This is a genomic window from Streptomyces sp. WAC00040 (assembly GCF_056835925.1).
In genome coordinates this window covers 664,318-688,101 of record NZ_JAKQZE010000001.1, presented here as the reverse complement: position 1 = coordinate 688,101, position 23,784 = coordinate 664,318, and the positions used below count along the sequence as shown (strand labels likewise).

Sequence of the window (23,784 nt, the reverse complement as noted above, 5' to 3'; positions counted from 1 at the left end):
GGGCCGGCACACGAGCGGGCCGTGCCGTCGGTGCGCACGGCCCGCTCGTCGCCGTTCGCCGCTGCTCACTGCGAGAGCGCGCCGCCTCGTCGGCGGCGCGCCACGCCTCCGCGAACCGCTGGGGCCTACAGCTCCGCCACCCCGTGGCACTCCCCGTACGTCCGTCCCGACCCGCACCAGCAGGCCGCCCCCTTCGGCGGCGGCCAGGCGACCGCGCGGCCGCGGGCGGCCAGCGTGGTCGCGTACTGGGGGAGGAGGTCCGCGTTCGCGGGCGAGGACTGCTCGGAGGCGGCGAAGGCCTCGTACGAGGGGACCGTCGCCGTCACGATGCCCAGGTTCTCCGTGCCTGTCGCCGACAGGTCGCGCAGGGAGGCCTCGATGTCCGTGAGGTGGGCCCGGTGGGTCGGGTACTCGGACTCGAGTTGGGGATACGCCTCGACGAGTTCGTCGAGTTCCGCCTCCGGCCAGTGGAGGACCGCCACCGGGAAGGGCCGGGACAGGGCCGAGCGGTAGGAGCCCAGTTCGGAACGGAGACGGGCGATCTCGGCCTTCAGTTCGGCCGGGTTGTCGGAACCGAGCGCCCACAGACGCTTCGGGTCGTGGAGTTCGTCGAGGCTGACGTCGGGGGTGTGACCGGAGTGGACCCGGTCGGCCAGGGAGTCCCACTCGTCGTGCCGGAGGCCCAGCAGGCGGCGGACGCGGTGGCGGCCCGAGAGGAGGGAGCGCGTCGCATAAGGGACCTCCTCACCCTCGGTGAGGAGGATCGACAGTGCTGTCGAGAAGCACTCGTGGGAGGCCTCGAGCTCGTCGTGGTTCTCCAGCGTCTCTGCGACGATCTCCCACGGCGCGGCCTCCGCCGGCGCGGCGGTGCGGATGCCGTTGATCAGGGCGCGGGCCTCGGCCTCGTGACCGTACTCCCAGAGGTTGGCGGCCTGGAGGGCCTTGACGAGCTGCGGGTGCTCGGGATTCTCGGACGCCAGGAGGCGGTCGTAGAGGGTGGAGGCACGGCCGCGTTCGCCGGCGAGTTCCAGGTGGGCCGCGGCTTGGAGGAGCAGCGGTTCGGCGTCCTCCGGATACTGCTCGGCGGTACGCAGCAGGCGCTCGGCTTCGGCAATGTGGTCAGCAGGCGTGTCGGGGCGCATGCAGCACACCGTACTGCTGTACGGGGTACGGCAGGGGGCCGACCCGATTCCGCCCCGGGCACGGCCGGGACCGGACCCCGGTGCCGTCCGCGCCCGGTGCCGAGCGGGCCGGAACGCTGGTGAGTTGAAGGCGTCGGCCCTACCCTGCGCCCGTGCGGAGGCGGTGGGAGCGGCGGCGGTCATGGCCCCGGGCTGCGCGCCGGACGGGGACACGGCAGCGGTCACCGTTACGGGGCCGGCTGCAGGGGCGTGTGCGGCTCGCCCGTCTGCTGTGGGCCGCCGCGGAGGCTGCCGTCACGTTCGGCGTCGTCGTGCTGCTCCTGGTCGTCCACCAGTTGTGGTGGAGCAACCGGCAGGCCGGACAGGGCGCGGAGCGGCAGGTCCAGGCACTGGAGCGGCGCTGGGAGGGCGAGGCTCCGCGTCCCGTGCCGGTGCCGGACGAGACGGGGCAGGAGCCCGGCGCCGCGGAGGGGACGGGCCCGGAGCCGGAGCCCGAGCGGGCCCGACCCCGCCGGGACCAGGCGTACGCCGTCCTGCGCATACCCAGCCTCGGTGTCGTCGCGCCCGTCGCCGAGGGCGTCGCGAAGCGGAGTGTCCTCGACAAGGGGTATGTCGGGCACTACCCGCGGACCGCACAGCCCGGCCGCGCCGGGAACTTCGCCGTCGCCGGGCACCGCAACACCCACGGCGAGCCCTTCCGCCGCATCGACCGGCTCCGCCCCGGCGACACCGTGGAGATCGAGACGCGCGACGCGGTCTACGTGTACGCCGTCGACAAGACGCTCACGAGGACCTTGCCCGGCGACACCGGGGTGATCGAGCCCGTCCCGCGGAGCGCGGTGCGCCCCGCCGTCGGGTACGGCGTGGCGGGGCGCTACCTGACGATGACGACGTGCACGCCCGAGTTCAGCTCGACGTACCGGCTGGTCGTGTGGGGCCGGCTCGCCTGGGTGCGGCCGCGCTGACACGGGTACGGGTGCGGCGGGACGGCCGCGGGCCGCGTGGCGTATCGGCACACGGGGGCGGCTACGAGAGGCCGAGCTCCGCGCAGGCGTCCGCGAAGGCGGGTTCGCAGATCTGCTCCACCGTGTAGAGGCCGTCGGCGACGACCGTCTCCTTGATGTTCTCCTTGGTCAGCGCGATGACCGGGATGCGCACGGTGGGGACGGACTTCTCCGTCGGAGTGTCGATGTCGGTGTGCGCGGCGGCTCCGAGGGACATGTTCCTGGCCAGCAGGATGGCCATCTCGGCGGCGGCCGCGGCCTCGGGCGCGTACTGCTTGTAGACCGTCATGTACTGATCGCCTGCGACGATGCGCTGCACCGCCGCGAGTTCCGCGTCCTGGCCGGTGACCGGCGGGAGGTCGGACAGGCCGGCGGCCTTGAGCGCGGAGATGATGCCGCCAGCCATGCCGTCGTTGGCGGAGTAGACGCCGACGATGGCGTCCTTGCCGAGGGCGGCGATCGCCGCGTCCATGTTGTCCTTGGCGTTCTCCGGCTTCCAGTCCTTGGTGTCGTACTCCATGCCGATCTCCACCTTGCCGTCGAGCTCGGTGTGGGCGCCCTTCTTGAACATGGCGGCGTTCGGGTCGGTGAGGGCGCCGTTCATCATGACGACCTTGCCGGACCGGGCGTCGCCGCCGAGAGCCTGGAGCAGCGCCTTGCCCTGGATGTGGCCGACCTGTTCGTTGTCGAAGGAGACGTAGCCGTCGATCGGCCCCTCGGCGAGACGGTCGAAGGCGACGACGGGGATACCGGCCTCGTCGGCCTTCTCGATCGCGCCGGCGATGGCCTTGGCGTCCACCGCGTCGACGATCAGCACGTCGACCTGTTCCTCGATCATCGATTCGAGCTGCTGCGTCTGCAGACCGGCGTCGTGCTTGGCGTTGGCGTAGAGGACCTTGCCCTTGCTGTTGGTCAGCCGGGCTATGCGTTCCTCGATGACCGGTTTGTCGAACTGCTCGTAGCGAGCGGCCTGGTTCTCCGGAAGCAGCAGACCAACAACGATGTCATCGCTCAGCCTCACACCCGGCTCCTCGGTGGTCCCACAGCCGGAGAGCGGTACGACCATCGCGGCGGTGGCGGCTGCGACGGCGGCACGACGCAGAAGTGCGTTCATTGGTTGAATTCAACCTCCCTGACAGGCTGCATCATTTGCAGCCAAGGTGGCCGAAAGCCAACTCTGTGGGCCGAGAAGCGTCAAGGCCCGCACAGTTAACGTGACCGCAACGTGATTCTGAGTAATCAATCGTTCAAATTCTGAGACCGGCGTTCGAGGGTGGCCGCGGCCTTGGGCCTGCGCATCGCGCGGAGGCCCAACAGGCGCATGGGAGACGGGAACCCGGCGAGGGAGTTGTTCGTCTTCCCGTGTGCGCGAGGCCGGCGCGAGCACCCGGCCGTCACGGGCAGAGGGAGGGGCGCATGGCCGGTCGTACGGCTCGGCTGCTCCGGCCCGCCGCGCTGCTGCTCCTGCTGCTGATCGAGATCGTCCTCGTCGACGGCGGCAGCATCTCCGCCGCGCTCGCGCTCGCCGCGACCGCCACCGCAGCCGCCGGATCCGCCCTCCTTGTCTGCGCCGTCATCAGTGCGCGCTGCGCGCCCGTCGTGCCACGCACCCGCGTCAGGACCGCCCTGCGCGACCGTGAGCAACGAACCGCGTTCCTGCCGCAGCGAGATCCCGATGCCCGGGGGCGTACGCGTCCCAGGGCGCCCGGTCGTCCCCTCCTGACGGCCCCGTAGGCGCCACCACGCCACCACGCAGTCCCCGCGCGGGTCGTCATGCCGTCATGTCCTCGTTCCCGGCACGACGAGACCCTCGGAGGGCTCATCCCATGTCCGTTTTCGCCACCCTGGTCGAGCAGCTCGCGGAGTTGCTCCGGCCGCTGTTCGCCGCGTCCGCCACCGCCGCCGCGATCATCGCCTTCACCGCGCTCGTGCGCCTCGCCGTCCACCCGCTCTCGCGCGCCGCCGCGCGTGGCCAGAAGGCCCGCACCCGCCTCGCGCCGCAGCTCGCCGAACTGCGCACCGAGCACGGCAAGAACCCGGAGCGGCTTCAGAAGGCCACGATGGAGCTGTACGCGCGTGAGAAGGTGTCGCCGCTCTCCGGCTGCCTGCCGAGCCTGCTTCAGCTGCCGGCGTTCTTCCTGATGTACCACCTGTTCTCGAGCGCCGAGATCGGCGGCGAACCGAACGGCCTCCTCGGCCACTCGCTGTTCGACGCGCCCCTCGGCGACCGCTGGACGGACGCCCTCGCGCAGGGTGGGATGTTCGGCGGGGCCGGACTCGTCTACGTCGCCCTCTTCATGATCGTCGCCGCCGTCGCGACCTTCACGTACCGGCGCACCAAGCGGCAGATGGCCGCCGCGCCCACGACCGGCGAGCAGTTGCCGGGCATGGGGGCGATGATCAAGGTCATGCCGCTGCTGTCGTTCGCCACGCTCGCGACCGTCGCCGTCGTACCGCTGGCCGCCGCTCTCTACGTCGTCACCTCCACCACCTGGACGGCGGTGGAGCGGGTCTTCCTCTACCGGGACACGCCGGTGCCGATGGCGCAGCTCTGGACGGGCCGGGTCCGATCGACCGCGGGGGTCAATGGCCGCGCGGCGCGTACATGATGACGGCCATCCCGGCGAGGCAGATCAGCGCGCCGGCGATGTCGTAACGATCGGGCCGGTAGCCGTCCGCGACCATGCCCCAGGCGAGGGAACCGGCGACGAAGACCCCGCCGTACGCGGCGAGGACGCGGCCGAAGTTCGCGTCGCTCTGGAAGGTGGCGACCACGCCGTACAGACCGAGCGCGACCACCCCTCCGCCGATCCAGAGCAGGCCCCGGTGCTCGCGAAGGCCCTGCCATACGAGCCAGGCCCCGCCGATCTCGAGAAAGGCCGCAGCGAGGAAAAGGGCGACCGAGCGTACGACGGACATGGCCCCGACCCTAGCCGGGGCGTGACGGCGGACCCGGCGGGGGCCGGCTCCCGACCGAGACGGGCCGAGACGGGTCGGAAGGGGTGGCGCCCCCCGGCCGTCCCGTCCCGGCCGGCCCGGGCGACGATGCCGGGCGGGGCAGGGTGACGACGCCGGCCGCCAGGCGGCGCTCTCGTGCGTCGCGGCGGGCGCGCGGCGGCGGGGGCGCCCTGGTCCGGGCCTCAGGTCCGAGCCCTTCAGGCACGGCGCCGCTACCCGTCGGTAAGGGTCCAGGTGGTGAACAGGGTCTTGCCGGGTGGTCGGATGTCTTGGAGGATCAGCCAATCCTCCGATCCGCCGATGGCCGCACCTGTCGGGCCGGGCTCGCACTCGACCAGGGGAGACTGACCATGAAGTTGCTGCGTGTCGGCACGGCAGGCGCCGAGCGTCCCGCTCTGCTCGACCAGGACGGGACGCTGCGCGACCTGTCCGGTCTCGTCACGGACATCGACGGGGCGCTGCTCGCCGACGCCGCCACCCTCGACCGGATCAGGGCCGCGGCCCAGGCCGGTGACCTGCCCGTGCTCGACGGGGCCGGGCTCCGCGTCGGGCCGCCGGTGGGCCGGATCGGGAAGGTCGTGTGCATCGGGCTGAACTATCACGACCATGCCGCGGAGACCGGCGCCGAGCCTCCGGCGGAGCCGGTCGTCTTCTTCAAGGCCGCCGACACCGTCGTCGGACCGGACGACACCGTGCTCGTCCCGCGCGGCAGCCGCAAGACAGACTGGGAGGTCGAGCTCGCCGTGGTCATCGGACGTCCGGCCCGCTACATCGAGCCGGACGAGGACCCGCTGTCGTACGTCGCCGGCTACTCCGTCGCCCACGACGTGTCGGAACGCGAGTTCCAGATCGAACGTGGCGGCACCTGGGACAAGGGCAAGAACTGCGAGACGTTCAACCCGCTGGGGCCGTGGCTCGTGACCGCGGACGAGGTGCCGGACCCGCAGGCCCTGGGACTGCGGCTGTGGGTCAACGGCGAGCTCAAGCAGAACGGCACGACCGCCGACCAGATCTTCCCGGTCGCCGACGTCGTCCGGTACGTCAGCCGGTTCATGGCCCTGTACCCGGGCGACGTCATCAACACCGGTACGCCGGCGGGCGTCGCACTCGGGCAGCCCGAGCCCAAGCCGTTCCTGCGCGCCGGTGACGTGGTCGAGCTCGAGATCGACGGCCTCGGCCGCCAGCGCCAGGAGCTCAAGGACGCCTGAGCCCAATCGCCCATGACGGGGTCCGTGCGGTGCGGCGGACGCGGCAACGGACCGCGCCCGTCGCACCGCACGGACCCGAACGGTCTCACCTGGCGATGAAGCGCTCCAGCGCCTCGACCACCATCGCGTGGTCCTCGGCCTGCGGCAGACCCGACACCGTCACCGAGCCGACGACGCCGGCTCCGACGACCGTGATCGGGAACGAACCGCCGTGCGCCGCGTACAGGTCCGGGTCCAGCCGTGAGGACTCCTCGAACGTGGTGCCCTTGGCACGGTGGCGTGCCCCGACCAGGTACGAACTCTCGCCGTACCGCTCCACGACCCGCCGCTTGCGGTCGATCCACGCGTCGTTGTCGGCGCTCGAGCCCGGCAGCGCGGCATGGAACAGCTGCTGCGCCCCGCGGCGGATGTCGATGGCGACCGGAGCCTCGCGCAGGTGCGCCATCTCGACCAGCATGCTGCCGAGCGCCCACGCGTCGGCGTGGGTGAACCGGCGCAGCGTGAGCCGCCGCTCCTGCTGGACGATCTCGTCGACGGTGAGGTGGGGGACCGGCTTCATCGTGTCCGTGTTCATGCGGTGACCTCCACGGTGACGGTGATCCCTTCACGGGCGGAACGGCGGGCGGCCTCCAGTACGTCCAGGGCGGCCGCGGCCTCCTCCGCGGTGACCGGCGCAGCGGCCTTGTCGCGCACCGCGGCGGCGACCGCCGCGTAGTACGCGGGGTAGTCGCCCGGCACGGTCTCCACGGGAGTGCCCCCGCCCGTCAGCGGCGACTCTCCCGCACCGACCCGGCCCCACATCGACTCCGGCTCCACGCCCCACGGCTCGTCGTCGTCCGGACGGCGGCCGGCGCGCAGAGCGTCCTCCTGCGGGTCCAAGCCGTACTTCACGTACCCGCCTGCGGAGCCCAGAACCCGGAATCGAGGGCCGAGCTGCGCGGTCGTGGCGCTGACGTACAGGTGCGAGCGGACGCCGTTCTCGTGCGTGATCGCGATGAAGGTGTCGTCGTCGGCCTGCGCGCCGGCGCGGCGCACGTCGGACTCCGCGTACACCCGCACCGCGGGGCCGAAGAGGGTCAGCGCCTGGTCGACGACATGGCTGCCGAGGTCGTAGAGGAGGCCGCCGATCTCCTGCGGGTCGCCCGACTCGCGCCAGCCGCCCTTGAGCTGCGGGCGCCAGCGCTCGAAGCGGGACTCGAAGCGCTGCACCTCGCCCAGCTCGCCGGCCTCGATGAGCTTCTTCAGGGTCAGGAAGTCGTTGTCCCAGCGGCGGTTCTGGAACACGGAGAGCACGAGACCGCGCTCGGCGGCCAGGGCGGCGAGCGCCCGCGCCTCGGCGGCCGTACCGGCGAGGGGCTTGTCGACGACGACCGCGGTACCCGCTTCGAGGGCGGCGCGGGCGAGCGGGACATGCGTCTTGTTCGGTGTGGCGACGACCATGAGGTCGAGCTCGTCGGCCCGGGCCCACAGGCGGTCCGGCGACGCCTCGACGCGGACACCGGGGAATGCGGTGCGGGCCTGCTCCTGCCGTTCCGGGCTGGAGGTGACGACCGTGTCGAGGACGAGTCCCTCGGTGGCGGCGATCAGCGGGGCGTGGAAGACGGAGCCCGCCAGGCCGTAGCCGATGAGTGCGACGCGGAGGGGAGAGCCGGTACCAGTCATGCCGTCCACTTAAGCAACGGTGTTGCCAAACTGCAAGCGGGGCGGACAATGGAGTGGTGAACAGGAGCATGGCGGGAGTGGGAGCCAATCTGCCCGCGCTGCGCAGCCACAATGCGGCGCTCGTCCTCGACCTGCTGCGATCAGCGGGCGAGGGCGGCATCAGCAGGCTCGAGCTGGCCGACGGCACGGGGCTCACACCCCAGGCCGTCAGCAAGATTGTCGCCCGGCTGCGCGAGGAGGGCACGGTCGAGGAGGCGGGACAGCGCGCGTCGACCGGCGGTAAACCGCGGACGGTGCTGCGCCTGGTGCCCTCCGCGGGGTACGCGCTGGGCGTCCATCTGGACCGGGACGAGCTGACGGTGGTCCTGGTCGACCTCGCGGGCACCCGTGTCGCGGGCCGGAAGGTCCCGCTGGACCTCGGCGCGGGCACCGACGCGGTCGTCACCAGGGCGGTGGCAGAGGTCGGGGTCCTCCTGGCCGACGCGGACCCGGCAGGACCCGCCGGTCTCGTCCTCGGTGTCGCCGGTCTGCGGGTGCTCGGGGTCGGCGTCGCCATGCCGGGACCGCTCGACCACTTCAACGGCGTGACCCAGCGCGTCACGGGTTTCCCGCAGTGGGAGGGCTTTCCGCTGCGGGACGTCCTCGCCGGACGTCTCGGGCTGCCCGTCGTCCTCGACAAGGACACCAACGCCGCGGCCCTCGGCATCGCCCTGCGCGGCCCCGGCGACTCCTTCGCGTACCTCCACCTCGGCACCGGGCTGGGAGCCGGACTCGTCCTCGGCGGCGTGCTCTACCGGGGCGCACACACCGGCGCGGGCGAGTTCGGCCACCAGGTGATCCAGCTCGACGGGCCCCTGTGCACCTGCGGCAGACGCGGCTGTATCGAGGTGCTCTGCCTGGAAGCGGTCGCCCGTGGCGACATCGCGGGCGCCGCCCGTGTCCTCGGCGTCGGCGCCACCAACCTCGTGGAACTCCTCGACATCGAACGGGTCCTCCTGGGCGGCCGTGTCGTCGACGCCCATGCGGGCGAGTTCGTACAGGGAGTGCGGGCCGTGCTCGCCCAGCTCGCCGATGTCCCCGTGACGGCTGCCGCGGGGGACGGGGAGCAGACCGTCGCCGACGGTGCCGCCCAGCTCGTGCTCGCCCCGCTCTTCGGCCGGTCGCAAGCGGTCGCTCCGGCCGCCGCGTCCCCGGAGGGACCGTAGGCCAATCACCCGGCGCCGGAAATACGCTGACAGGAAGGGCGTTCTGCCGCTGATCGGCCGTACCGGGCCCGCGGTGCCCGCGCCGACGGGCACACATGGCACGGTCCCGGGCCGAGCCCGGGCGATCCCGGCAGTACGCGAGCAAGCAAAGGCCTGCCTCTCATGCGAACGCGCAATGCCCTCGCCCTCGGAGCCGTCGCGGCGATGATCACGTCCGCGGTGGTCAGCGGCTCCGCCGCCATCGCTGCCCGCGGCCCCCAGCGGCCCGTCACCGCCACGTTCGCCGCGTCCACCGCGCCGGCCGAGGACAGGTCCGGCGACCGCGCGCCCACCTGCGGCAAGGTCTCCGACCCGGTGTTCCCGATCGGGACCCGGATCGATGGCGGTCCCACAACCGTCCGGGCGGGGTCGGGCTTCCACTCCTGGTCGGTGGAGCTCACGAACAGCACCCGCGAGACCTGCCACCGGATCCACCCCGTGATCGTCCTCACCGCCCAGGACCGCGGACTCACCGAGGACCGCGTCGCGCTCGAGTTCTACGACGGGGACGCGGAACGGTGGCGCCCGGTCGTGCTCGAGGAGACCACCGAGGACGAGATCGTCGGCGTCTTCGACGGCTTCCAGGGCTTCGTCGTACCCGCCGGCGGGACGCTCACCGTACGGACCAGGCTCTCGCTCTCCGCCGACACGCCTTCGAACACGGTCACCGTCAACGCCGCCGTCGTGCAGCGCAAAGGGGACGACGGCGACTGGGTGGGGGCCTCGGGGGACCACCGCTTCACCGTCGTGGCGGGGGAGGGGGACCGGTCGGCCGAGCCCAGCCCCGCCCGGACCACCACGGACCCGTCCCGCAGCGCCTCGCCGGCCCCGGTCACGCCCGCCGGGGTGTCGCCGAGCCGTTCCGGCCAGCTCGCCACCACCGGCTCCGGACCGCTCACCCGTATCGGCGTCGGGATCGGCGGCGCGATCCTGCTCGGCGCCGGCGCCCTGGCGCTCCTCACGCGCCGCCGGCGCGTCGACCGGCTCCGCCGGCGCTGAGCCGCGCCGGCCCTCGGGCCGCGCCGGTGCCCAGACGGGCCGCTGACCGTGCGGGTCAAGATTCCAGACATCCTGATTAGGCTGTGCGGAGTCGCCACAGCGCAGTCGCGGCGCCCCAGCACGCACACATGCACCGGCAGGAGTCCGTCTGATGGCAGAGCGCAAGCCGATCGAATCCTGGCTCACCGACATGGACGGTGTCCTCATCCACGAGGGCGTCCCGATTCCCGGCGCCGACGCCTTCATCAAGAAGCTGCGGGAGACCGGGAAGCCGTTCCTGGTCCTCACCAACAACTCCATCTACACGGCCCGCGACCTGCACGCACGCCTGGCCCGCATGGGTCTCGACGTGCCGGTGGAGAACATCTGGACGTCGGCGCTGGCCACCGCGCAGTTCCTCGACGACCAGCGGCCCGGCGGCACCGCCTACGTCATCGGCGAGGCCGGGCTGACCACGGCGCTCCACGACATCGGCTACATCCTCACCGACCACGAGCCCGACTACGTGGTGCTCGGCGAGACCCGCACCTACAGCTTCGAGTCGCTGACCAAGGCGATTCGGCTGATCAACGGCGGCGCCCGGTTCATCTGCACCAACCCCGACAACACCGGCCCCTCCGCGGAGGGGCCGCTCCCCGCGACGGGCTCCGTCGCCGCGCTGATCACCAAGGCGACCGGCAAGGACCCGTACTTCGCGGGGAAGCCCAACCCACTGATGATGCGGACCGGCCTGAACGCCATCGGCGCGCACTCCGAGACCAGCGCGATGATCGGCGACCGCATGGACACCGACGTGCTCGCCGGGCTCGAGGCGGGCATGGAGACCTTCCTGGTGCTCACCGGGTCCACGACGCCTGCTCTGGTCGACCGCTACCCGTTCCGGCCGTCCAAGGTCGTCGACTCGATCGCGGACCTCGTCGACCGTATCTGAGCAGGTCAGCGACGCCGGCCGGCATCGGCGGCCGGCCCTGCGGATGCGGAAACGACCCAGACGCGTGACTCTGGCGGTATCAGGAGGTTCACGATGCGTACTGGTTCCATAGCATTCCGTGTGGCAGGGGTGGCCGCCGTGCTGGTCATGGCGCCCGCGACCGACGCTTTCGCCGGCGACTCCGTGAAGGCCACGGTGGACCCCGCCGCCACCCGGCCCGGCGGCGAGGTCGAGATCCGCGTCGTGGGTTGCCGGGACAGATCCGGCGCCGCCCGGTCCCACGCCTTCGTCGGCGCCGCCGAACTGTCGGCGAAGGGCGGGCACGGCTGGCTGACCGGCAGGGCGAAGGTCAGAGCCGACGCCGAGCCCGGCACCTACGCCCTGCGGGTCACCTGCGACCTCCGCGACCACCGGGACGCGGGCAGCGTCCAGGTCGAGCGCCACCCGCACCGGCCGTCCCACCCGGCGCGACCGTCGCAGCCGTCGAAGCCGAGACCGTCGCACACCACCGGGTACGAGGAACCACCGGACCGCCCGTCCCCCGGCGCGCCAACGCCCCACGAATCACCCGTCGCCCCCGTACGGGCGGGTGGCGGCGGCGCCGTGCTCGCCGCCCCGGTCTCGACCGTCGACGCGGACGACGCCGGGCCCAGCACCCCGCAGACCGTCATCGGCCTCGCCCTCGCGGGCGTGGCCGCTGTCGCCGTGGCCCTGCGCAGCGCCCGCCGCCGCCGGCGGACGGGCGCGGACTAGTCATGTCCGGCGCCGACCGTCACGCGCCCCCGTCCGCCACTCCCGGCAACGGCCGGCTCGTCACCGGAGTGGCCTGGGCGGTGCTGGTCCTCGGGCTGTGGCTGTGGGGGAGCGAGGCCCCGGGCGCGCACCTCGGCAGCTCCGCGCCGACCACCGGCGACATCGCCGCGGTGGGCCGCCCGCCCGGCATCCCGATGCCCGCCCCGCACCGGCCGATCGACGCCGCCGAGCCCCGACGGGTGTCTGTCCCCGCCGTCGGCATTGCCGCGCCCGTCGTGCCGCGCGGCCTCGACGCCGCCGGAGCGGTCGACCCGCCCCCGTTGGAGACGCCGCACACCGTGGGCTGGTACGGAGACGGCACCGAGCCCGGGGAGCCCGGCGCCGCGCTGCTCGTCGGGCACGTCGACACGGAGACGAAGCCTGCCGTGTTCTACGGGCTGAGCGCCGCCCGGCCGGGCGAGAGGATCGAGGTGACCCGGGCCGACGGTTCCGTCGCGGAGTTCACCATCGAGGACGTCAAGGTCTTCTCCCGCGACCGGTTCGACCCGCAGAAGGTCTACGGCCCGCGCCAGGAGGGCCGTGCCGAACTGCGCCTCATCACCTGCGGCGGCACCTTCGACCGCGCGGCCGGCACCTACACGGCGAACGTCGTCGTGTACTCGTATCTGACGGGCGTCTCGGCGGCCTGACGGACGGCTCGGGCACGCGGCCGCGGCGCTGTGGCAGGCGCTCGTCACGGTATGCCGACGACAGCGGGCGGACCCGAGGAGCGCCGCCCCGCGTGTGCCAGGATGGATCGACCGGTCCTGTCCGGGTGGACCCACGGGACCGGACCGTACGCACTGTGCACCAAGGGGGAGTGGATGTACCGCAGTTTGGTCGGTCTGGGTGCCCGGACGGGCGCGTGCCTGGCCGCCGCTGGAGCGGTGCTGCTGACGGCGGGCTGTTCCTCCGACGGCGACGGCGGCAAGGACGACCGGCCGGTCGTCAGCCAGCAGCCCAAGGGCGACGACCCGTTCTGGGTCAACCCCGACGGCAAGGCGGCCCGGCAGGTCGCCGCCTACCGCGAGGACGGCGAGACGGAGAACGCCGAACTGATCACGAAGATCGCGGCGCAGCCGGCCGGCGAATGGATCGGCCCGGACGATCCGGAGGCGGAGGCCGAGGGAATCACCGAGGCTGCCGCGAAGGCCGACCGGGACGCCGTGCTCGTCCTCTACAACATCCCGCACCGCGACTGCGGCCAGTTCTCCAAGGGCGGCGCCGCCGACGGGAACGCCTACCGGGCATGGGTCGACAGCGTCGCCAAGGGCATCGGCGACCGGCGGGCCACGGTGATCCTCGAGCCGGACGCGGTGCTGCACCTGGTGGACAGCTGCACCCCGCAGGAGTTCCACGAGGAGCGGTACGACCTGCTCAAGGGAGCCGTGGAAAGGCTGAAGCAGCAGCCGGGGGCGAAGGTGTACCTGGACGCCGGCAACGCGGGCTGGTCCAACCCGGACGCGCTGTACGAGCCGCTGAAGCGGGCCGGGGTGGAGCAGGCCGACGGTTTCGCGGTGAACGTCTCCAACTTCTACCCGACCGACGCCAGCAAGCAGTTCGGCAAGAAGCTCTCGGAGAAGTTCGGCGGGAAGCACTTCGTCATCGACACCAGCCGCAACGGCAACGGCCCCTACACAGAGGGCGATCCGGCGGAGAACTGGTGCAACCCGCCCGGCCGTGCGCTGGGTGAGCCGCCGACCACCAAGACCGGTGACCCTCTCGTCGACGCCTATCTGTGGGTCAAGCGGCCCGGCGAGTCCGACGGCGACTGCAAGGGCGGCCCCAAGGCGGGCGACTGGTGGCCCGAGTACGCGCTCGGTCTGGCACGGAACACCAAGTAGGGATACGGGAGGGCCCGGCAGCCGGGGACGCGCTGCCGGGCCCTCCCGCGTCCAGGGGCCGTTACGGGACCTCGACCCACACCGCCTCGGACGGTGTGCCGGCCTCGTCCGTCACGAAGAACATGTAGTAACCGGACGGCACGAGTGCCCTGTTCTTGGGCACGGTGATCTCCACGCCGTCCGCGGTCCTCTTCATCTCCAGCGCGATCGAGCGCTGGTCGACGTCGGTGACGTGGGTGACCGCGCTCGGACGCATCAGCTTCGCCGTCTTCAGCGCCTTCCCGCTCTCGACCTTGAAGGTGCCCTTCTCGCCGCGTTCGATCGTCTTCGGCCCGCCGGTCACCTCGGGCCTGCCGTCCCGGTAGAGGTAAGGCGGGGTGTAGATCTCGATGCGCTGCTCGAAGACGCCCGGCCGGGTGTTGGCCTTGTCGGAGAAGAGGGAGTCCGAGCCGAAGATCATGACCCGCCCGTCGGGCAGCAGCACGGAACCGGAGTGGTAGTTGCGGCCAACGGCAGGGTCGGCGACGCGCTTGTACGTCCCCGTCTTCGGGTCGTACGTGCGGGCCTGGAGCACATCGGATCCGCCGCGCCCCCGGTAGTCCTCGGAGCCGCCGGTGACGAGCACGGAGTCGTCGGGCAGCAGCGAGGCGCTCGGGTAGCGGGTGCCCCTGTCCAGCGAGGGTCCGTCCTTGAAGCGGGGGTTGTCGGCCTTGAGGTCGACCAGCCGGGACTTCTCACTCGACTTCTCCGACTCTCCGACCCCGCCGCCGCCGATGACCATGAACCTCTGGTCCTGGGCGGGCGGCAGCATGACCGTCGCGGAGGTCTCCATCCGGTCGGGGTCGGACAGGCCGGGGATCTTGGTGAACTTGTTGGTGTCCAGGTCCCAGACGCCCGGGTCGCGGCCCACGTCGGCGGGCCCGTAACCGGCGTTGGAGCCGGAGTAGAACAGCTTGCCGTTGTCCATCAGGAAGATCGCCGGGTAGGTGGGGAACTTCCTGATGACCCCGGTGTACTCCCAGGTCTTCGTCTTCGGGTCGTAGATCTCGTCCTTGCCGGGAACGATCTGCCCGATCTCGTCCAGGCCGGAGAGAGAGAGGACCTTGCCGTCCTCGAGGGTGGTCAGCGTGGGATACCAGCGGGCCTCGTTCATGGGGTCGACGGGGACGTACTTCTCCGCGACCGGGTCGAACTCGAAGGCCTCCTTGATGCCCTGGAAGTCCTTCTTGTCGAGGGCGAGTTTCTGGGCGATGCCGTAGACGTTGCGCGCGTCGGATCCCTTGAGGCCCTGCACGCGGTAGTTGTCCTCGGTGCCGGTCTCGTACTGCTTGCCCGACTGCTCGGCCTCGACGTAGATGCGGCCGAGGCCCGCCTCGGTGCGCAGGAAGCGGCCGGTCTTCGGATCGAAGACCTTCTTCGCCTTCTCCACCAGGACCGGGTCCTTGGAGACGAACGTTTTGCCGTTCTTCTTCCCGGTGAACTTGGTACCGGCGGGCAGGGTCTTGGGCGCGTCCGGATCCTCGTTGTGGACGATCATCAGGCCGCCGGCCTTGGTGACGTCACCCTTGAGCTTCTCGTACCGCTTGGTGCCGCCCGCGACCAGCAGCTTGCCGTCGGGCAGCTGGGTGTGCCCGGCGCAGAACATGTCCTTGGGGGTGGGGATCTTCTTGAACTTGTTCGTCTTCGGGTCCCACAGCACCGACTCGAACTTCTTCGCGTCGAAGTTCTTCTGGTTGTTGCCGGAGCCGGCGATGAGCAGCACCTTGCCGGTGTGCAGCAGCGCGGCGTGGATGCTGTTGATCCTGAACTCGGAGGGGACGTCGAGGAAGTCCCAGTGTCCGTTCGCCGCCTTGTACTCCGGCTTGTTGATCTCGTAGTCGTGGTACTGCTCCGAGCCGAAGCGCCAGATGGCGGGTCCGTTGAACCCGGCGACCACCACGATCACCGCCGCGCCGATGGCTATTCGGCGGGCGCGGTTCTTGCGGTGGTTCGGCCGCGCGGGCATCGTGCTCATTTCTTACGTCCCCCAAGGGCTATCTGCATGGTCTGGTCCGTGGCCGCTCCGGGACCTGGTCGGGGATCCGCGAAGCGGGGCCGTTCCTGCGGCACGTGAGGTCCGCCGGAGCCCGGCCCGTCCGGGGGCCCTTCTCCCGTGCGCCCTCTCCTGCGCTTCTTCTTCTCCGCGGCGATGCCGTGCCGCCAGGCGAAGATGGGCGCGGCCGTGATCAGCAGCGCCAGGGACGCCCAGGTGATCATCGCCGGATGGTTGTGCCCGAACCAGAACGACGAGGCGAGCGAGCCCCCGAAGACGGCGATGAAGAACAGGTGGATGCGGAACGTGCCGAAGAGGGTGTCGGGGCTGGACGAGTCGCCCTTAGGCGTCACCACGAACGAACTCTTGCGCCGCAGCACGGCGTCCATCAGTGAACGGGCGTAGATGGGCGCGGAGAGCGCCGACATCACCATGCCGGCCAGGCCGCCGGAGCCCTCCGGCTCGTGCGGCGAAACGTTGTGGCGGCGGTTCCAGATGTACAGGCCGATCTGGAGGGCGGAGGCGTTGCCGTAGAGCATCATCCAGATGGCCGGGTCGATCTGCACACCGGAGGCGCCCATGCCCAGGAACAGCGCGCAGCTCAGCGCCGCGAGGATCCAGTTGAGGGCCGACATCGGATAGAAGATGATCATCATCGTGTAGTTGAAGAGCTTGCCGGGCGGCAGGGTGCCGAAGCCCTTCCAGTACTGCTTGAGGATCGTCTCGTACGTGCCTCGGGACCAGCGCAGCTGCTGGGTGAAGAAGTCGGTCCAGGCCGTGGGGCCCTCGCCGACGGCCAGGACGTCGGGCGTGTAGACCGAGCGCCACTTGTTACCGGTGGCCGGGTTCGTGGCGCGGTGCATCTCGAAGCCGGTGGCCATGTCCTCGGTGATCGAGTCGTACAGGCCGCCGATCTGCTTGATGGCCCTGATGCGCACGGCGTTGGACGTGCCGACGAACATCGGTGCCCCGTAGCGGTTGCCCGCCCGCTGGATCAGGGCGTGGAAGAGGAACTGCTGCGACTCGGCGGCCTTGGTGACGAAGGTGTCGTAGTTGCCGTAGACCTGCGGGCCGATGACGAAGCCGACGTCGGGGTCGCGGAAGTAGCCGAGCATCCGCTCCAGGTAGTTGGGGAGCGGGACGTGGTCGGTGTCGACGGAGGCGAAGAAGTCGTAGTCGCCGCCGTGCGCCTCGAGCCAGGCGTTGTAGTTGCCGTGCTTGGTCTTCGCCCGGTGCGCGCCCTTCTCCTGGTTCCACCTGGCGACGCCCTTGCGGGAGAAGTGATGGACACCGAGACGGGCGCAGACCTCCTTGACGGCCGGGTCGTCGCCCTCGTCGAGGAGCCAGACGTGCATCGGACCCCGGTGCCGGATCTTCACCGCTGCCTCCAGGGTCTTCGTCACCATCTCCAGGGGCTCCTTGCCCGGCACGAAGGAGGTGAGGAAGGCGACGCGGGTGCCGGACTCCGGAACCACCGGCACCGGGTCGCGTGCCACCAGCGTCGCGTGGGCGTTGGACAGTACGTTCATCGTCCGGAACAGCTCGATCAGACCGATCGACACGAGCATGACGATGTCGAGGACGAGCAGCAGGTCGTTCTTGAGGTTCGGGTCGCGGTCGGTCCAGTGCTGCGGCTGCATCAGCCAGGCGAACAGTCCCAGCGACAGCAGCGGCGCCGCCCCGAGCAGCAGCGCGGCACGTATTCGGTGGGGCTCCTGCGAGAGCAGGGAGCGGTACCGGACCTTGTACGGCCGATTCGGGTCGGGCTGCGTGAGGGGGCCCGCCAGCCGGCTGTAGTGCTCGTAGTCGTAGCGCGGCAGCGCCTTCCTGGGGCGCAGCCGCGCGGTGGCGGCACGCAGGTGCGCGGGCACCCGCAACTGCGTGGTCCGCGAAGAGTCTTCCGGCTGCCCGGTGCCGTCCGGCATCGACGTCATTGATCATCCCCCCGCACGCGGGTCCGGCGCGTGCTGTGGTCGGTCGTGTCACCTGGAGCCGCAGGATCCCCTGTACCTGCTGTCCCGGGCGTGTCAGTGGTGGCTGGCCACCGTCCCTACAGACATGAAACGGTCACCCTTCGGTTGCATGATGCCCGCCTCGTGTTCCGACCGTGACGGGGCCCCCGCCCCTTGCTCCGCGCACCGGAAGCGGCCCCCGAAACCGCGCCCAACTGCCCAAACCGGGCGTCCAATTGGGGTGACCGGCTCCACCATAGGTTCTCGGAGCCCCGTCATGATCGCAAGGGTGAAACGGGCCGTTAACCGATCGTATGCGCGATTTGACACCCTCTCGGACGGGAGGTTTCCGACCGGTAGGCATTGGCTGGAAATGATCGTACGCGCGACCCATGTGGGCGTCGGCGGTACGACCGAGGCCCCCTCGCCTGTGGCGAGGGGGCCTCGGTTCCGCGTGCGCCGCCAGGGACTCGAACCCCGGACCCGCTGATTAAGAGTCAGCTGCTCTAACCAACTGAGCTAGCGGCGCCTGCTGACCTGGAGAACTCTACCGGAACTCCGGGGGTGCTCCGTGCGGGCATCAGTCGTCGCGAAGACGCGCCACGGCCTGTCGAATCATCTTTTTTAATCTTTGATCCGTCAAAATGCATTATGTCCATACCGCTGGGACACTGGCGCCCGTGAAACATCGTCAGAAGATCTTGCTGAGTGCGGAGGGGACGGACATGGCTGCCGTACCGGTCTTCGAGGAGTTCGAGCCCGCCGCGGACTGCGACTGCGCGGGCTGCGCGCACCGCCGCCGCGCGCCCGCCGCCGGGGAACACCCCTCGGCGCAGGGCCGCCGCAGGGCGCTGGTCGTGGTCACCGCCGCCGGGGTCGTCCTGGGAGCCACAGGAACGGGGGCGACGGCGAAGAACGCCTCGCCCGCCGCCGTGCGATCCGGGGAGCGGACCGCGGACCCGGGGCCGCCCACCGAGCAGGGCGGCACCGCGCCGCTGCACGGCGCCGCCGGCCTGCCCGCCACCGCGAAGGCGCCGCTGCGCGCCAGCACCCGCGCGGAGATCATCAACCGCGCCAAGAAATGGGTCGACGCCAAGGTGCCGTACAGCATGTCGAAGTACTGGTCCGACGGGTACCGCCAGGACTGCTCCGGCTATGTGTCGATGGCCTGGAACCTGGAGAAGAACGAGTGGACCGGAAGCCTCGCCCAGTTCGGCGACCGGATCATGCGCGACGATCTCCAGGCCGGGGACATCCTGCTCTTCCACAATCCCGCCGACCCGTCGGGCGGCTCGCACGTCACGATCTTCGGCGGCTGGACCGACTACACGCACACCTACTACACGGCGTACGAGCAGACCAAGCCGCACACCCGCAAACGGGCCACGCCGATGGCCTACTGGAACAACTCCGCCTCCTACGTCGCCTACCGCTACAAGGGCCTCGGCACCGGCACCGGCACCGGCACCGGCGCCGACACCGACACCGGCGGGGGGCAGCGGGAGGGCGTTCCCTTCCCGGACGTCTCCCGCTTCGGACCCGGCACGATCAACGCGTCCGTCACGCGCCTCGGCGAGATGCTCGTGGCGCGCGGCGGCAAGCGGTTCTACCGCGAGGGACCCGATCCGCGCTGGACGGAGGCCGACCGGCTGGCGACCCAGGCGTTCCAACGCGCCCAGGGCTGGCGCGGCAAGGAGGCGGACGGCTATCCGGGGCCGCACACCTGGCGGCTGCTGGTGAACAAGCAGGGCAAGCACATCCACGCCGCGAAGCCGGCGACGAACGGCCCGAACGCCGGTAAGCCGGCCTTCCCCGGGCGCGCCCACTTCCGGCCCGGCCGCTCCAGCGCGTACGTCACCCAACTGGGCAAGCGCCTGGTCGAGCGCGGGTACGGCAAGGACTACACGTCCGGACCGGACACGCGGTGGCGCGAGGCGGACCGCCGCAACGTCCAGGCGTTCCAGCGCGCCCAGGGCTGGCGCGGCAAGGAAGCGGACGGCTATCCGGGGCCGGATACCTGGAGGCGTCTCTTCTCCTAGGACCCTCCTACGACCCGGTCCCATGGCGCCGGGCACGAGCACACCCGACGACACAACAGCGACCAGCTAAGGCGGCAGGCATGAACACCACGACGTCGGAGCCGGAGGGCACCGTGCCGTCCGAGAGCCCGCGGCGGAACTTCGTCATCGCGAGCGAGACCACGACCGAGATCCCCGTCCACCTGCTGTTCAGGGACGAAGCGGCCCCGCTGCGGCCCACCGTCGTCTCCCGGCGGCAGGGCACGGGCGAGCAGCCGAGGGTCGGGCACGAGCCGCCCACCACGCTCGAGGGTGCCCGGCCCGACACCGAGCCGGTCACCCTCGACCTGCAGAAGCCGGATCTGCGGAAGCCGGATCTGCGGAAGCCGGATCTGCGGAAGACGGATCCGCGGAAGACGGATCCGCGGAAGCCGGACACCCGGAAGGCCGATACGGACCAGCCCGATCCGTCGAAGCGCCGCCCCCACGAGCACCCGGACGGGCCCGATCCGCGCCGGCCGGGCGAGGGCGGGGCCCGACCCTGGAAGCCGGAATGGCACAAGCCCGGACCGCAGGAGCCAGGATCGCGGAAGGCCGCCGCGGCCCGGCCCGCGCCGTCCGTCGATCCGCAGTTCGCCGAGCGCCCCGGACCCGTACTACCGGGGTGGACGGCGCTCGTCGCGGGAGGCTGCTCGCTGGCCGGGATCGGTGCGGTGATCTGGGGGACCGGGGTGGTGCCGGACGCGCTCGCGACACCGTTCGGGCTGACCCCGCCGCCGTTCGGGGGCATCGGGATCTGGCTGTGGTGCCTGCTCACGCTCGGGGTGATCCTTGCGCTGTTCTCGCTCGGCGGACTCGGGCGGGGCAAGGTCGGCCGGGCGTGGGTGCTCACGCTCTGCGGCGACTACCGCGGCAGCGTGCGGCGTACCGGGCTGGTGTGGGTCAGCCCGCTGGTGCTGCGCCGGCGGATCGACGTACGGCTGCGGCACTGGCGCAGCGAGCCCATGGCCGCCGTCGATGCCGAGGGAACGCCGCTGCGTGCGGTGGTGCTGGTGGTGTGGCGGGTCAAGGACACGGCGCGCGCCGCGCTCGGCGTCGCCGACCACGAGGCGTATCTGCGGGAACAGGTGGAGGCGGCCACCGCACGGGTCATCTCGCAACTGCCCGCCGACGCCTTCCTGCCGGCGGTGCCGACGCTGCGCAACGCGGAGGCGGTCGGTGACAGGCTGACGAAGATGCTGGCGGCGCAGTGCGCGGCGGTGGGGATCGAGGTCTTCTCCGCGCAGCCGGTGGGCATCGACTACGCGCCGGAGGTGGCGGCGGCGATGCAGCGCCGCCGCGTCGCGGCCATCGACGCCAAGCACCGGAACACCGTGCTGACTTCGGTGGTGGACGCGGTCGAGGAGACGGTGGGCCGGCTGACCGCGCGTGGTCTGGTCGACCTGGACGACTACGAACGCAACGCACTGGTCAAGGATCTGACCGTTGCCTTCTACACGGGTCGGGCGGGTGCCGTCGAGGCCCCGTGATTGGTCTGGACAACGCCAACGGGCCTCAATACATTGGAACTTGGTCTAGACCGGAACAAGCGATACCGCACGCGTGCAGCAAGTGCCTCGGAACTCCCCCACGTTCTACCAGGAGCCAAGCATGCGAAAGAAGATAGGCGCGGCCGCGGTCGGCCTCGTCGTGACGGGTGCGACTCTGCTCGCCACCGGCAGCGCGAGCAGCCACGGCTACACCGACTCACCGATCAGCCGGCAGAAGCTCTGCGCCAACAAGACGGTGAGCGACTGCGGCCAGATCCAGTGGGAGCCGCAGAGCGTCGAGGGCCCGAAGGGCTTCCCTGCCGCGGGTCCGGCCGACGGCAAGATCTGTGCGGGCGGCAACGGCCAGTTCGCCGAACTGGACAACCCGCGCGGCGGGGCGTGGCCCACCACCAAGGTCGGTTCGGGCCAGAACTACACCTTCCGCTGGCAGTTCACCGCCAGGCACCGCACCACCGACTTCAAGTACTTCATCACCAAGGCCGGCTGGAACCCGAGCCAGCCGCTGACCAGGGCCGCGTTGGAGTCGCAGCCCTTCCTGACCATCCCCTACGGCGGTCAGCAGCCGCCGGCCACCCTGTCCCACTCCGGCAACCTTCCCCAGCGGTCGGGCCGCCATCTGATCCTGGCGGTATGGACGGTGCACGACACGGCGAACGCCTTCTACGCCTGCTCCGACGTGCAGTTCTGACCGCAGGCCGGTCACGCCGCGGCGACCCCTTCCGCCGGGGGTCGCCGCGGTCGTGTGCCCGTTGTGCCCCAAGATGGTCATGGACAGCGGGTGCACCTGGCAGGATCATCGGATGACCGTGAATCGATCCCTCCTCCGCCGTCCGGAGGGCCGCCCACAGCCATGCTGATCGATCTTGAGAAAACCGAACAGCTCCCCGGCGGACTGTGCCTCGCGCACGCCCGCACCCCCATCGGACCGGTCGTCGCCCGCTGGTGCGGTGACCCCGCCGCGCTGCCCGGCCGGTACGACGCAGAGTGGACCGTCGACGAGGACGTGGCCTGGCTGGCCAACACGCATCCCGCCCCCGAGCAGTCCTACCGGATCGGCGCGCTGCCGGACGGTCTGCTGCTGCGCGGCCGGCTCGACGAGGTCGCCCGTGCCGCCGCCGTCCTGGACCTGGCGGGGACCTTGATCCTCCTGGACCTGGCCGGCCCGCTGCCGGACGGGGCCCTCGGGTCATGGATCGACATCCACGCGGAGCGGGAGAAGGTCGCCCTGTATCCGTACGAGCTGTGAGGAGGGCCACATCGGCGCAACGGGCCGGCGCCGAACGGCCGAGGCGCACCTCGCACGGAAAACCCTGTGGGGCATCCCGGATCACCGGAATGCCCCACAGGGTTTGGTTGTGCGCCGCCAGGGACTCGAACCCCGGACCCGCTGATTAAGAGTCAGCTGCTCTAACCAACTGAGCTAGCGGCGCCTCTTTCGTCTGCCGCTCCGCGGCTGACTCATTAATAGTACCTGGTCCGAAGGGGTGCTCCGGACCAGGTACGAGGCGGCGCCGCGGACGGCTCTAGATCGAGAGCGAGAGCACCACCGGGGCCGCCCGGCGGTTCAGGGTTTCGGCGGCCGAGCGCAGCCGGTGCGCGTGCTCGACCGGCAGGGAGAGCGCCAGGCAGCCCACGGAAGAGCCGGCCGTCAGCGGTACGGCGGCGCAGACGGTGCCCACCGCGTATTCCTGGAGGTCAAGGACGGGGACAGTCGGCGGCTGGCTGTCCAGCTTGGAGAAGAGCAGTCGCTCGCTGGTGATCGTGCGCGACGTGAGACGGGCGATCTTGTGCCGGGAGAGATGGTCGCGGCGGCCGTTCACGTCGAGCTGGGTCAGCAGGCACTTGCCGACCGCGCTGGCGTGGGCGGCGGAGCGGAAGTCCACCCACTCGTTCACCTTGGGCGTGCCCGGGCCGTCGGCGAACTGGGTGATCTTGACCTCGCCGTCGATGTAACGGCTGATGTAGACGGCGGCGCCGACCGAGTCGCGCAGCTCGGTCAGGGTGTCCTGGAGCTTGGCCGCCAGGGCCTCCTTGCGGGTGGCGCCGGAGCCCAGCAGGACCAGTGATTCGCCGATCACATAGGCGCCGTCGGCGACCTGCTCCACATACGCCTCGCGGCGGAGCATGGCCAGCAGCGGGGCGAGGTGGCCGGTCGGCAGGCCGGTCTCCCGTGCGATCTGGACGTCGGTGACTCCGCCACTGTGCTTGGAGATCGTCTCCAGGACGCGCAAGACGTATTGCACCGAGTGGAACGGCGCGGTCGGCTCGGGCTTCAGCGCCACGGTTTCCCCCTAGCAGGTTGTTACCGCAAGGTTCTTTACCACGATAGCGGCCAAGGCCCGTTCGTTGGGCGTCTGTTGGCGTAAATGATGAGGCGCCCCGCGTCACACGCTGGGGCGCATCACCATGGCATATGTCAGAGGCATGCCTGACGGAGGGAGCGAGAGG

22 protein-coding genes and 2 tRNA genes are annotated in these 23,784 nt (G+C 71.0%); 14 read left to right on the top strand and 10 right to left on the bottom strand.

The window, feature by feature from the left end; genetic code table 11:
- Positions 1-125: 125 nt before the first annotated feature.
- On the bottom strand, positions 126-1,142 hold the full coding sequence (locus MDN94_RS03130; protein ID WP_482724456.1) for an SEC-C domain-containing protein: 1,017 nt from the start codon (positions 1,140-1,142) through the stop codon (positions 126-128).
- Positions 1,143-1,393: 251 nt separating this feature from the next.
- Between MDN94_RS03130 and MDN94_RS03125 the strand changes: the two genes are divergently transcribed.
- A complete protein-coding gene (locus MDN94_RS03125; RefSeq protein WP_482724455.1) occupies positions 1,394-2,107 on the top strand; it encodes a class E sortase in 714 nt (237 codons plus the stop codon).
- Positions 2,108-2,168: 61 nt separating this feature from the next.
- On the opposite strand, the gene MDN94_RS03120 is transcribed toward MDN94_RS03125, so the two are convergent.
- Positions 2,169-3,260 carry a sugar ABC transporter substrate-binding protein gene (locus MDN94_RS03120; protein WP_482724454.1) on the bottom strand — a complete coding sequence of 364 codons (1,092 nt, stop codon included), beginning with the start codon at positions 3,258-3,260 and terminating at the stop codon, positions 2,169-2,171.
- A 302-nt stretch (positions 3,261-3,562) separates the two neighbouring features.
- Here MDN94_RS03120 and MDN94_RS03115 point away from each other — a divergent pair, with 302 nt between their 5' ends.
- On the top strand, positions 3,563-3,880 hold the full coding sequence (locus MDN94_RS03115) for a DUF6412 domain-containing protein (protein WP_482724453.1): 318 nt from the start codon (positions 3,563-3,565) through the stop codon (positions 3,878-3,880).
- A 92-nt stretch (positions 3,881-3,972) separates the two neighbouring features.
- On the top strand, positions 3,973-4,755 hold the full coding sequence (locus MDN94_RS03110; RefSeq protein WP_482724452.1) for a YidC/Oxa1 family membrane protein insertase: 783 nt from the start codon (positions 3,973-3,975) through the stop codon (positions 4,753-4,755).
- On the opposite strand, the gene MDN94_RS03105 is transcribed toward MDN94_RS03110, so the two are convergent.
- The gene (locus MDN94_RS03105) at positions 4,730-5,065 is read right to left on the bottom strand and encodes a YnfA family protein (RefSeq protein ID WP_441265542.1); all 336 of its coding nucleotides are present in this window, start codon (positions 5,063-5,065) and stop codon (positions 4,730-4,732) included. The genes MDN94_RS03110 and MDN94_RS03105 overlap by 26 nt on opposite strands.
- A 389-nt stretch (positions 5,066-5,454) precedes the next feature.
- On the opposite strand from MDN94_RS03105, the gene MDN94_RS03100 reads away from it, so the two are divergent.
- Positions 5,455-6,312, top strand: coding sequence for a fumarylacetoacetate hydrolase family protein (locus tag MDN94_RS03100; RefSeq protein ID WP_482724451.1), 858 nt, complete (start codon positions 5,455-5,457; stop codon positions 6,310-6,312).
- A gap of 85 nt (positions 6,313-6,397) precedes the next feature.
- Here the strand turns inward: MDN94_RS03100 and MDN94_RS03095 are convergent, their stop codons facing one another.
- Together MDN94_RS03095 and MDN94_RS03090 are read right to left on the bottom strand one after the other, a co-directional pair.
- Positions 6,398-6,886: a heme-degrading domain-containing protein gene (locus tag MDN94_RS03095; RefSeq protein ID WP_482724450.1), complete on the bottom strand. Its 489-nt coding sequence runs from the start codon at positions 6,884-6,886 to the stop codon at positions 6,398-6,400.
- Positions 6,883-7,974 carry a Gfo/Idh/MocA family oxidoreductase gene (locus MDN94_RS03090; protein WP_482724449.1) on the bottom strand — a complete coding sequence of 364 codons (1,092 nt, stop codon included), beginning with the start codon at positions 7,972-7,974 and terminating at the stop codon, positions 6,883-6,885. Before MDN94_RS03090 ends, MDN94_RS03095 begins: the two co-directional genes overlap by 4 nt.
- A gap of 56 nt (positions 7,975-8,030) precedes the next feature.
- On the opposite strand from MDN94_RS03090, the gene MDN94_RS03085 reads away from it, so the two are divergent.
- From MDN94_RS03085 to MDN94_RS03060, 6 genes are all read left to right on the top strand, one after another.
- A complete protein-coding gene (locus MDN94_RS03085; protein WP_482724448.1) occupies positions 8,031-9,179 on the top strand; it encodes an ROK family transcriptional regulator in 1,149 nt (382 codons plus the stop codon).
- 162 nt (positions 9,180-9,341) lie between these two features.
- On the top strand, positions 9,342-10,217 hold the full coding sequence (locus tag MDN94_RS03080; protein ID WP_482724447.1) for a hypothetical protein: 876 nt from the start codon (positions 9,342-9,344) through the stop codon (positions 10,215-10,217).
- Positions 10,218-10,368: 151 nt separating this feature from the next.
- A complete protein-coding gene (locus tag MDN94_RS03075) occupies positions 10,369-11,148 on the top strand; it encodes an HAD-IIA family hydrolase (protein ID WP_482724446.1) in 780 nt (259 codons plus the stop codon).
- A 93-nt stretch (positions 11,149-11,241) separates the two neighbouring features.
- Positions 11,242-11,901, top strand: coding sequence for a hypothetical protein (locus MDN94_RS03070; RefSeq protein WP_482724445.1), 660 nt, complete (start codon positions 11,242-11,244; stop codon positions 11,899-11,901).
- A gap of 2 nt (positions 11,902-11,903) precedes the next feature.
- Positions 11,904-12,590: a class F sortase gene (locus MDN94_RS03065; protein ID WP_482724444.1), complete on the top strand. Its 687-nt coding sequence runs from the start codon at positions 11,904-11,906 to the stop codon at positions 12,588-12,590.
- 174 nt (positions 12,591-12,764) lie between these two features.
- Positions 12,765-13,784: a glycoside hydrolase family 6 protein gene (locus tag MDN94_RS03060; protein WP_482724443.1), complete on the top strand. Its 1,020-nt coding sequence runs from the start codon at positions 12,765-12,767 to the stop codon at positions 13,782-13,784.
- Positions 13,785-13,845: 61 nt separating this feature from the next.
- On the opposite strand, the gene glxA is transcribed toward MDN94_RS03060, so the two are convergent.
- From glxA to MDN94_RS03045, 3 genes are all read right to left on the bottom strand, one after another.
- Positions 13,846-15,798, bottom strand: a complete 1,953-nt coding sequence (gene glxA / locus MDN94_RS03055) for a radical copper oxidase GlxA (protein WP_482724442.1) — start codon at positions 15,796-15,798, stop codon at positions 13,846-13,848.
- Positions 15,795-17,750, bottom strand: coding sequence for a glycosyltransferase family 2 protein (locus MDN94_RS03050; RefSeq protein ID WP_482724441.1), 1,956 nt, complete (start codon positions 17,748-17,750; stop codon positions 15,795-15,797). The genes glxA and MDN94_RS03050 overlap by 4 nt, the downstream gene beginning before the upstream one ends.
- Before the next feature lie 473 nt (positions 17,751-18,223).
- Positions 18,224-18,297: transfer RNA gene (locus MDN94_RS03045), tRNA-Lys, on the bottom strand.
- Between the two features lie 196 nt (positions 18,298-18,493).
- Between MDN94_RS03045 and MDN94_RS03040 the strand changes: the two genes are divergently transcribed.
- The 4 genes from MDN94_RS03040 (at position 18,494) to MDN94_RS03025 (ending at position 22,582) form a co-directional block, all read left to right on the top strand.
- Positions 18,494-19,807, top strand: a complete 1,314-nt coding sequence (locus MDN94_RS03040; RefSeq protein WP_482724440.1) for a peptidoglycan-binding protein — start codon at positions 18,494-18,496, stop codon at positions 19,805-19,807.
- An 80-nt stretch (positions 19,808-19,887) separates the two neighbouring features.
- Positions 19,888-21,315 (top strand): SPFH domain-containing protein, encoded by a 1,428-nt coding sequence (locus tag MDN94_RS03035; protein WP_482724439.1) that lies wholly within the window; start codon positions 19,888-19,890, stop codon positions 21,313-21,315.
- A 121-nt stretch (positions 21,316-21,436) separates the two neighbouring features.
- Positions 21,437-22,024, top strand: coding sequence for a lytic polysaccharide monooxygenase auxiliary activity family 9 protein (locus MDN94_RS03030; RefSeq protein ID WP_482724438.1), 588 nt, complete (start codon positions 21,437-21,439; stop codon positions 22,022-22,024).
- Between the two features lie 162 nt (positions 22,025-22,186).
- The gene (locus tag MDN94_RS03025) at positions 22,187-22,582 is read left to right on the top strand and encodes a hypothetical protein (RefSeq protein ID WP_482724437.1); all 396 of its coding nucleotides are present in this window, start codon (positions 22,187-22,189) and stop codon (positions 22,580-22,582) included.
- Positions 22,583-22,692: 110 nt separating this feature from the next.
- Here MDN94_RS03025 and MDN94_RS03020 read toward each other — a convergent pair.
- Both MDN94_RS03020 and MDN94_RS03015 read right to left on the bottom strand, forming a co-directional pair.
- Positions 22,693-22,766 (bottom strand) — tRNA-Lys (locus tag MDN94_RS03020).
- 93 nt (positions 22,767-22,859) lie between these two features.
- Complete coding sequence (locus tag MDN94_RS03015; RefSeq protein ID WP_482724436.1) at positions 22,860-23,618, bottom strand: IclR family transcriptional regulator; 759 nt, start codon at positions 23,616-23,618, stop codon at positions 22,860-22,862.
- Positions 23,619-23,784 lie beyond the last annotated feature (166 nt).

What these genes read in the sequence shown, in the direction of transcription:
- MDN94_RS03075 (WP_482724446.1), top strand. Translation starts at nt 10,369, where the DNA reads ATGGCAGAGCGCAAGCCGATCGAATCCTGGCTCACCGACATGGACGGT.
- MDN94_RS03095 (WP_482724450.1), bottom strand. Translation starts at nt 6,886, where the DNA reads ATGAACACGGACACGATGAAGCCGGTCCCCCACCTCACCGTCGACGAG.
- MDN94_RS03100 (WP_482724451.1), top strand. Translation starts at nt 5,455, where the DNA reads ATGAAGTTGCTGCGTGTCGGCACGGCAGGCGCCGAGCGTCCCGCTCTG.
- MDN94_RS03115 (WP_482724453.1), top strand. Translation starts at nt 3,563, where the DNA reads ATGGCCGGTCGTACGGCTCGGCTGCTCCGGCCCGCCGCGCTGCTGCTC.
- MDN94_RS03105 (WP_441265542.1), bottom strand. Translation starts at nt 5,065, where the DNA reads ATGTCCGTCGTACGCTCGGTCGCCCTTTTCCTCGCTGCGGCCTTTCTC.
- MDN94_RS03035 (WP_482724439.1), top strand. Translation starts at nt 19,888, where the DNA reads ATGAACACCACGACGTCGGAGCCGGAGGGCACCGTGCCGTCCGAGAGC.
- MDN94_RS03040 (WP_482724440.1), top strand. Translation starts at nt 18,494, where the DNA reads ATGGCTGCCGTACCGGTCTTCGAGGAGTTCGAGCCCGCCGCGGACTGC.
- MDN94_RS03050 (WP_482724441.1), bottom strand. Translation starts at nt 17,750, where the DNA reads ATGACGTCGATGCCGGACGGCACCGGGCAGCCGGAAGACTCTTCGCGG.
- MDN94_RS03030 (WP_482724438.1), top strand. Translation starts at nt 21,437, where the DNA reads ATGCGAAAGAAGATAGGCGCGGCCGCGGTCGGCCTCGTCGTGACGGGT.
- MDN94_RS03120 (WP_482724454.1), bottom strand. Translation starts at nt 3,260, where the DNA reads ATGAACGCACTTCTGCGTCGTGCCGCCGTCGCAGCCGCCACCGCCGCG.
- MDN94_RS03025 (WP_482724437.1), top strand. Translation starts at nt 22,187, where the DNA reads ATGCTGATCGATCTTGAGAAAACCGAACAGCTCCCCGGCGGACTGTGC.
- MDN94_RS03130 (WP_482724456.1), bottom strand. Translation starts at nt 1,142, where the DNA reads ATGCGCCCCGACACGCCTGCTGACCACATTGCCGAAGCCGAGCGCCTG.
- glxA (WP_482724442.1), bottom strand. Translation starts at nt 15,798, where the DNA reads ATGAGCACGATGCCCGCGCGGCCGAACCACCGCAAGAACCGCGCCCGC.
- MDN94_RS03090 (WP_482724449.1), bottom strand. Translation starts at nt 7,974, where the DNA reads ATGACTGGTACCGGCTCTCCCCTCCGCGTCGCACTCATCGGCTACGGC.
- MDN94_RS03060 (WP_482724443.1), top strand. Translation starts at nt 12,765, where the DNA reads ATGTACCGCAGTTTGGTCGGTCTGGGTGCCCGGACGGGCGCGTGCCTG.
- MDN94_RS03080 (WP_482724447.1), top strand. Translation starts at nt 9,342, where the DNA reads ATGCGAACGCGCAATGCCCTCGCCCTCGGAGCCGTCGCGGCGATGATC.
- MDN94_RS03065 (WP_482724444.1), top strand. Translation starts at nt 11,904, where the DNA reads ATGTCCGGCGCCGACCGTCACGCGCCCCCGTCCGCCACTCCCGGCAAC.
- MDN94_RS03110 (WP_482724452.1), top strand. Translation starts at nt 3,973, where the DNA reads ATGTCCGTTTTCGCCACCCTGGTCGAGCAGCTCGCGGAGTTGCTCCGG.
- MDN94_RS03070 (WP_482724445.1), top strand. Translation starts at nt 11,242, where the DNA reads ATGCGTACTGGTTCCATAGCATTCCGTGTGGCAGGGGTGGCCGCCGTG.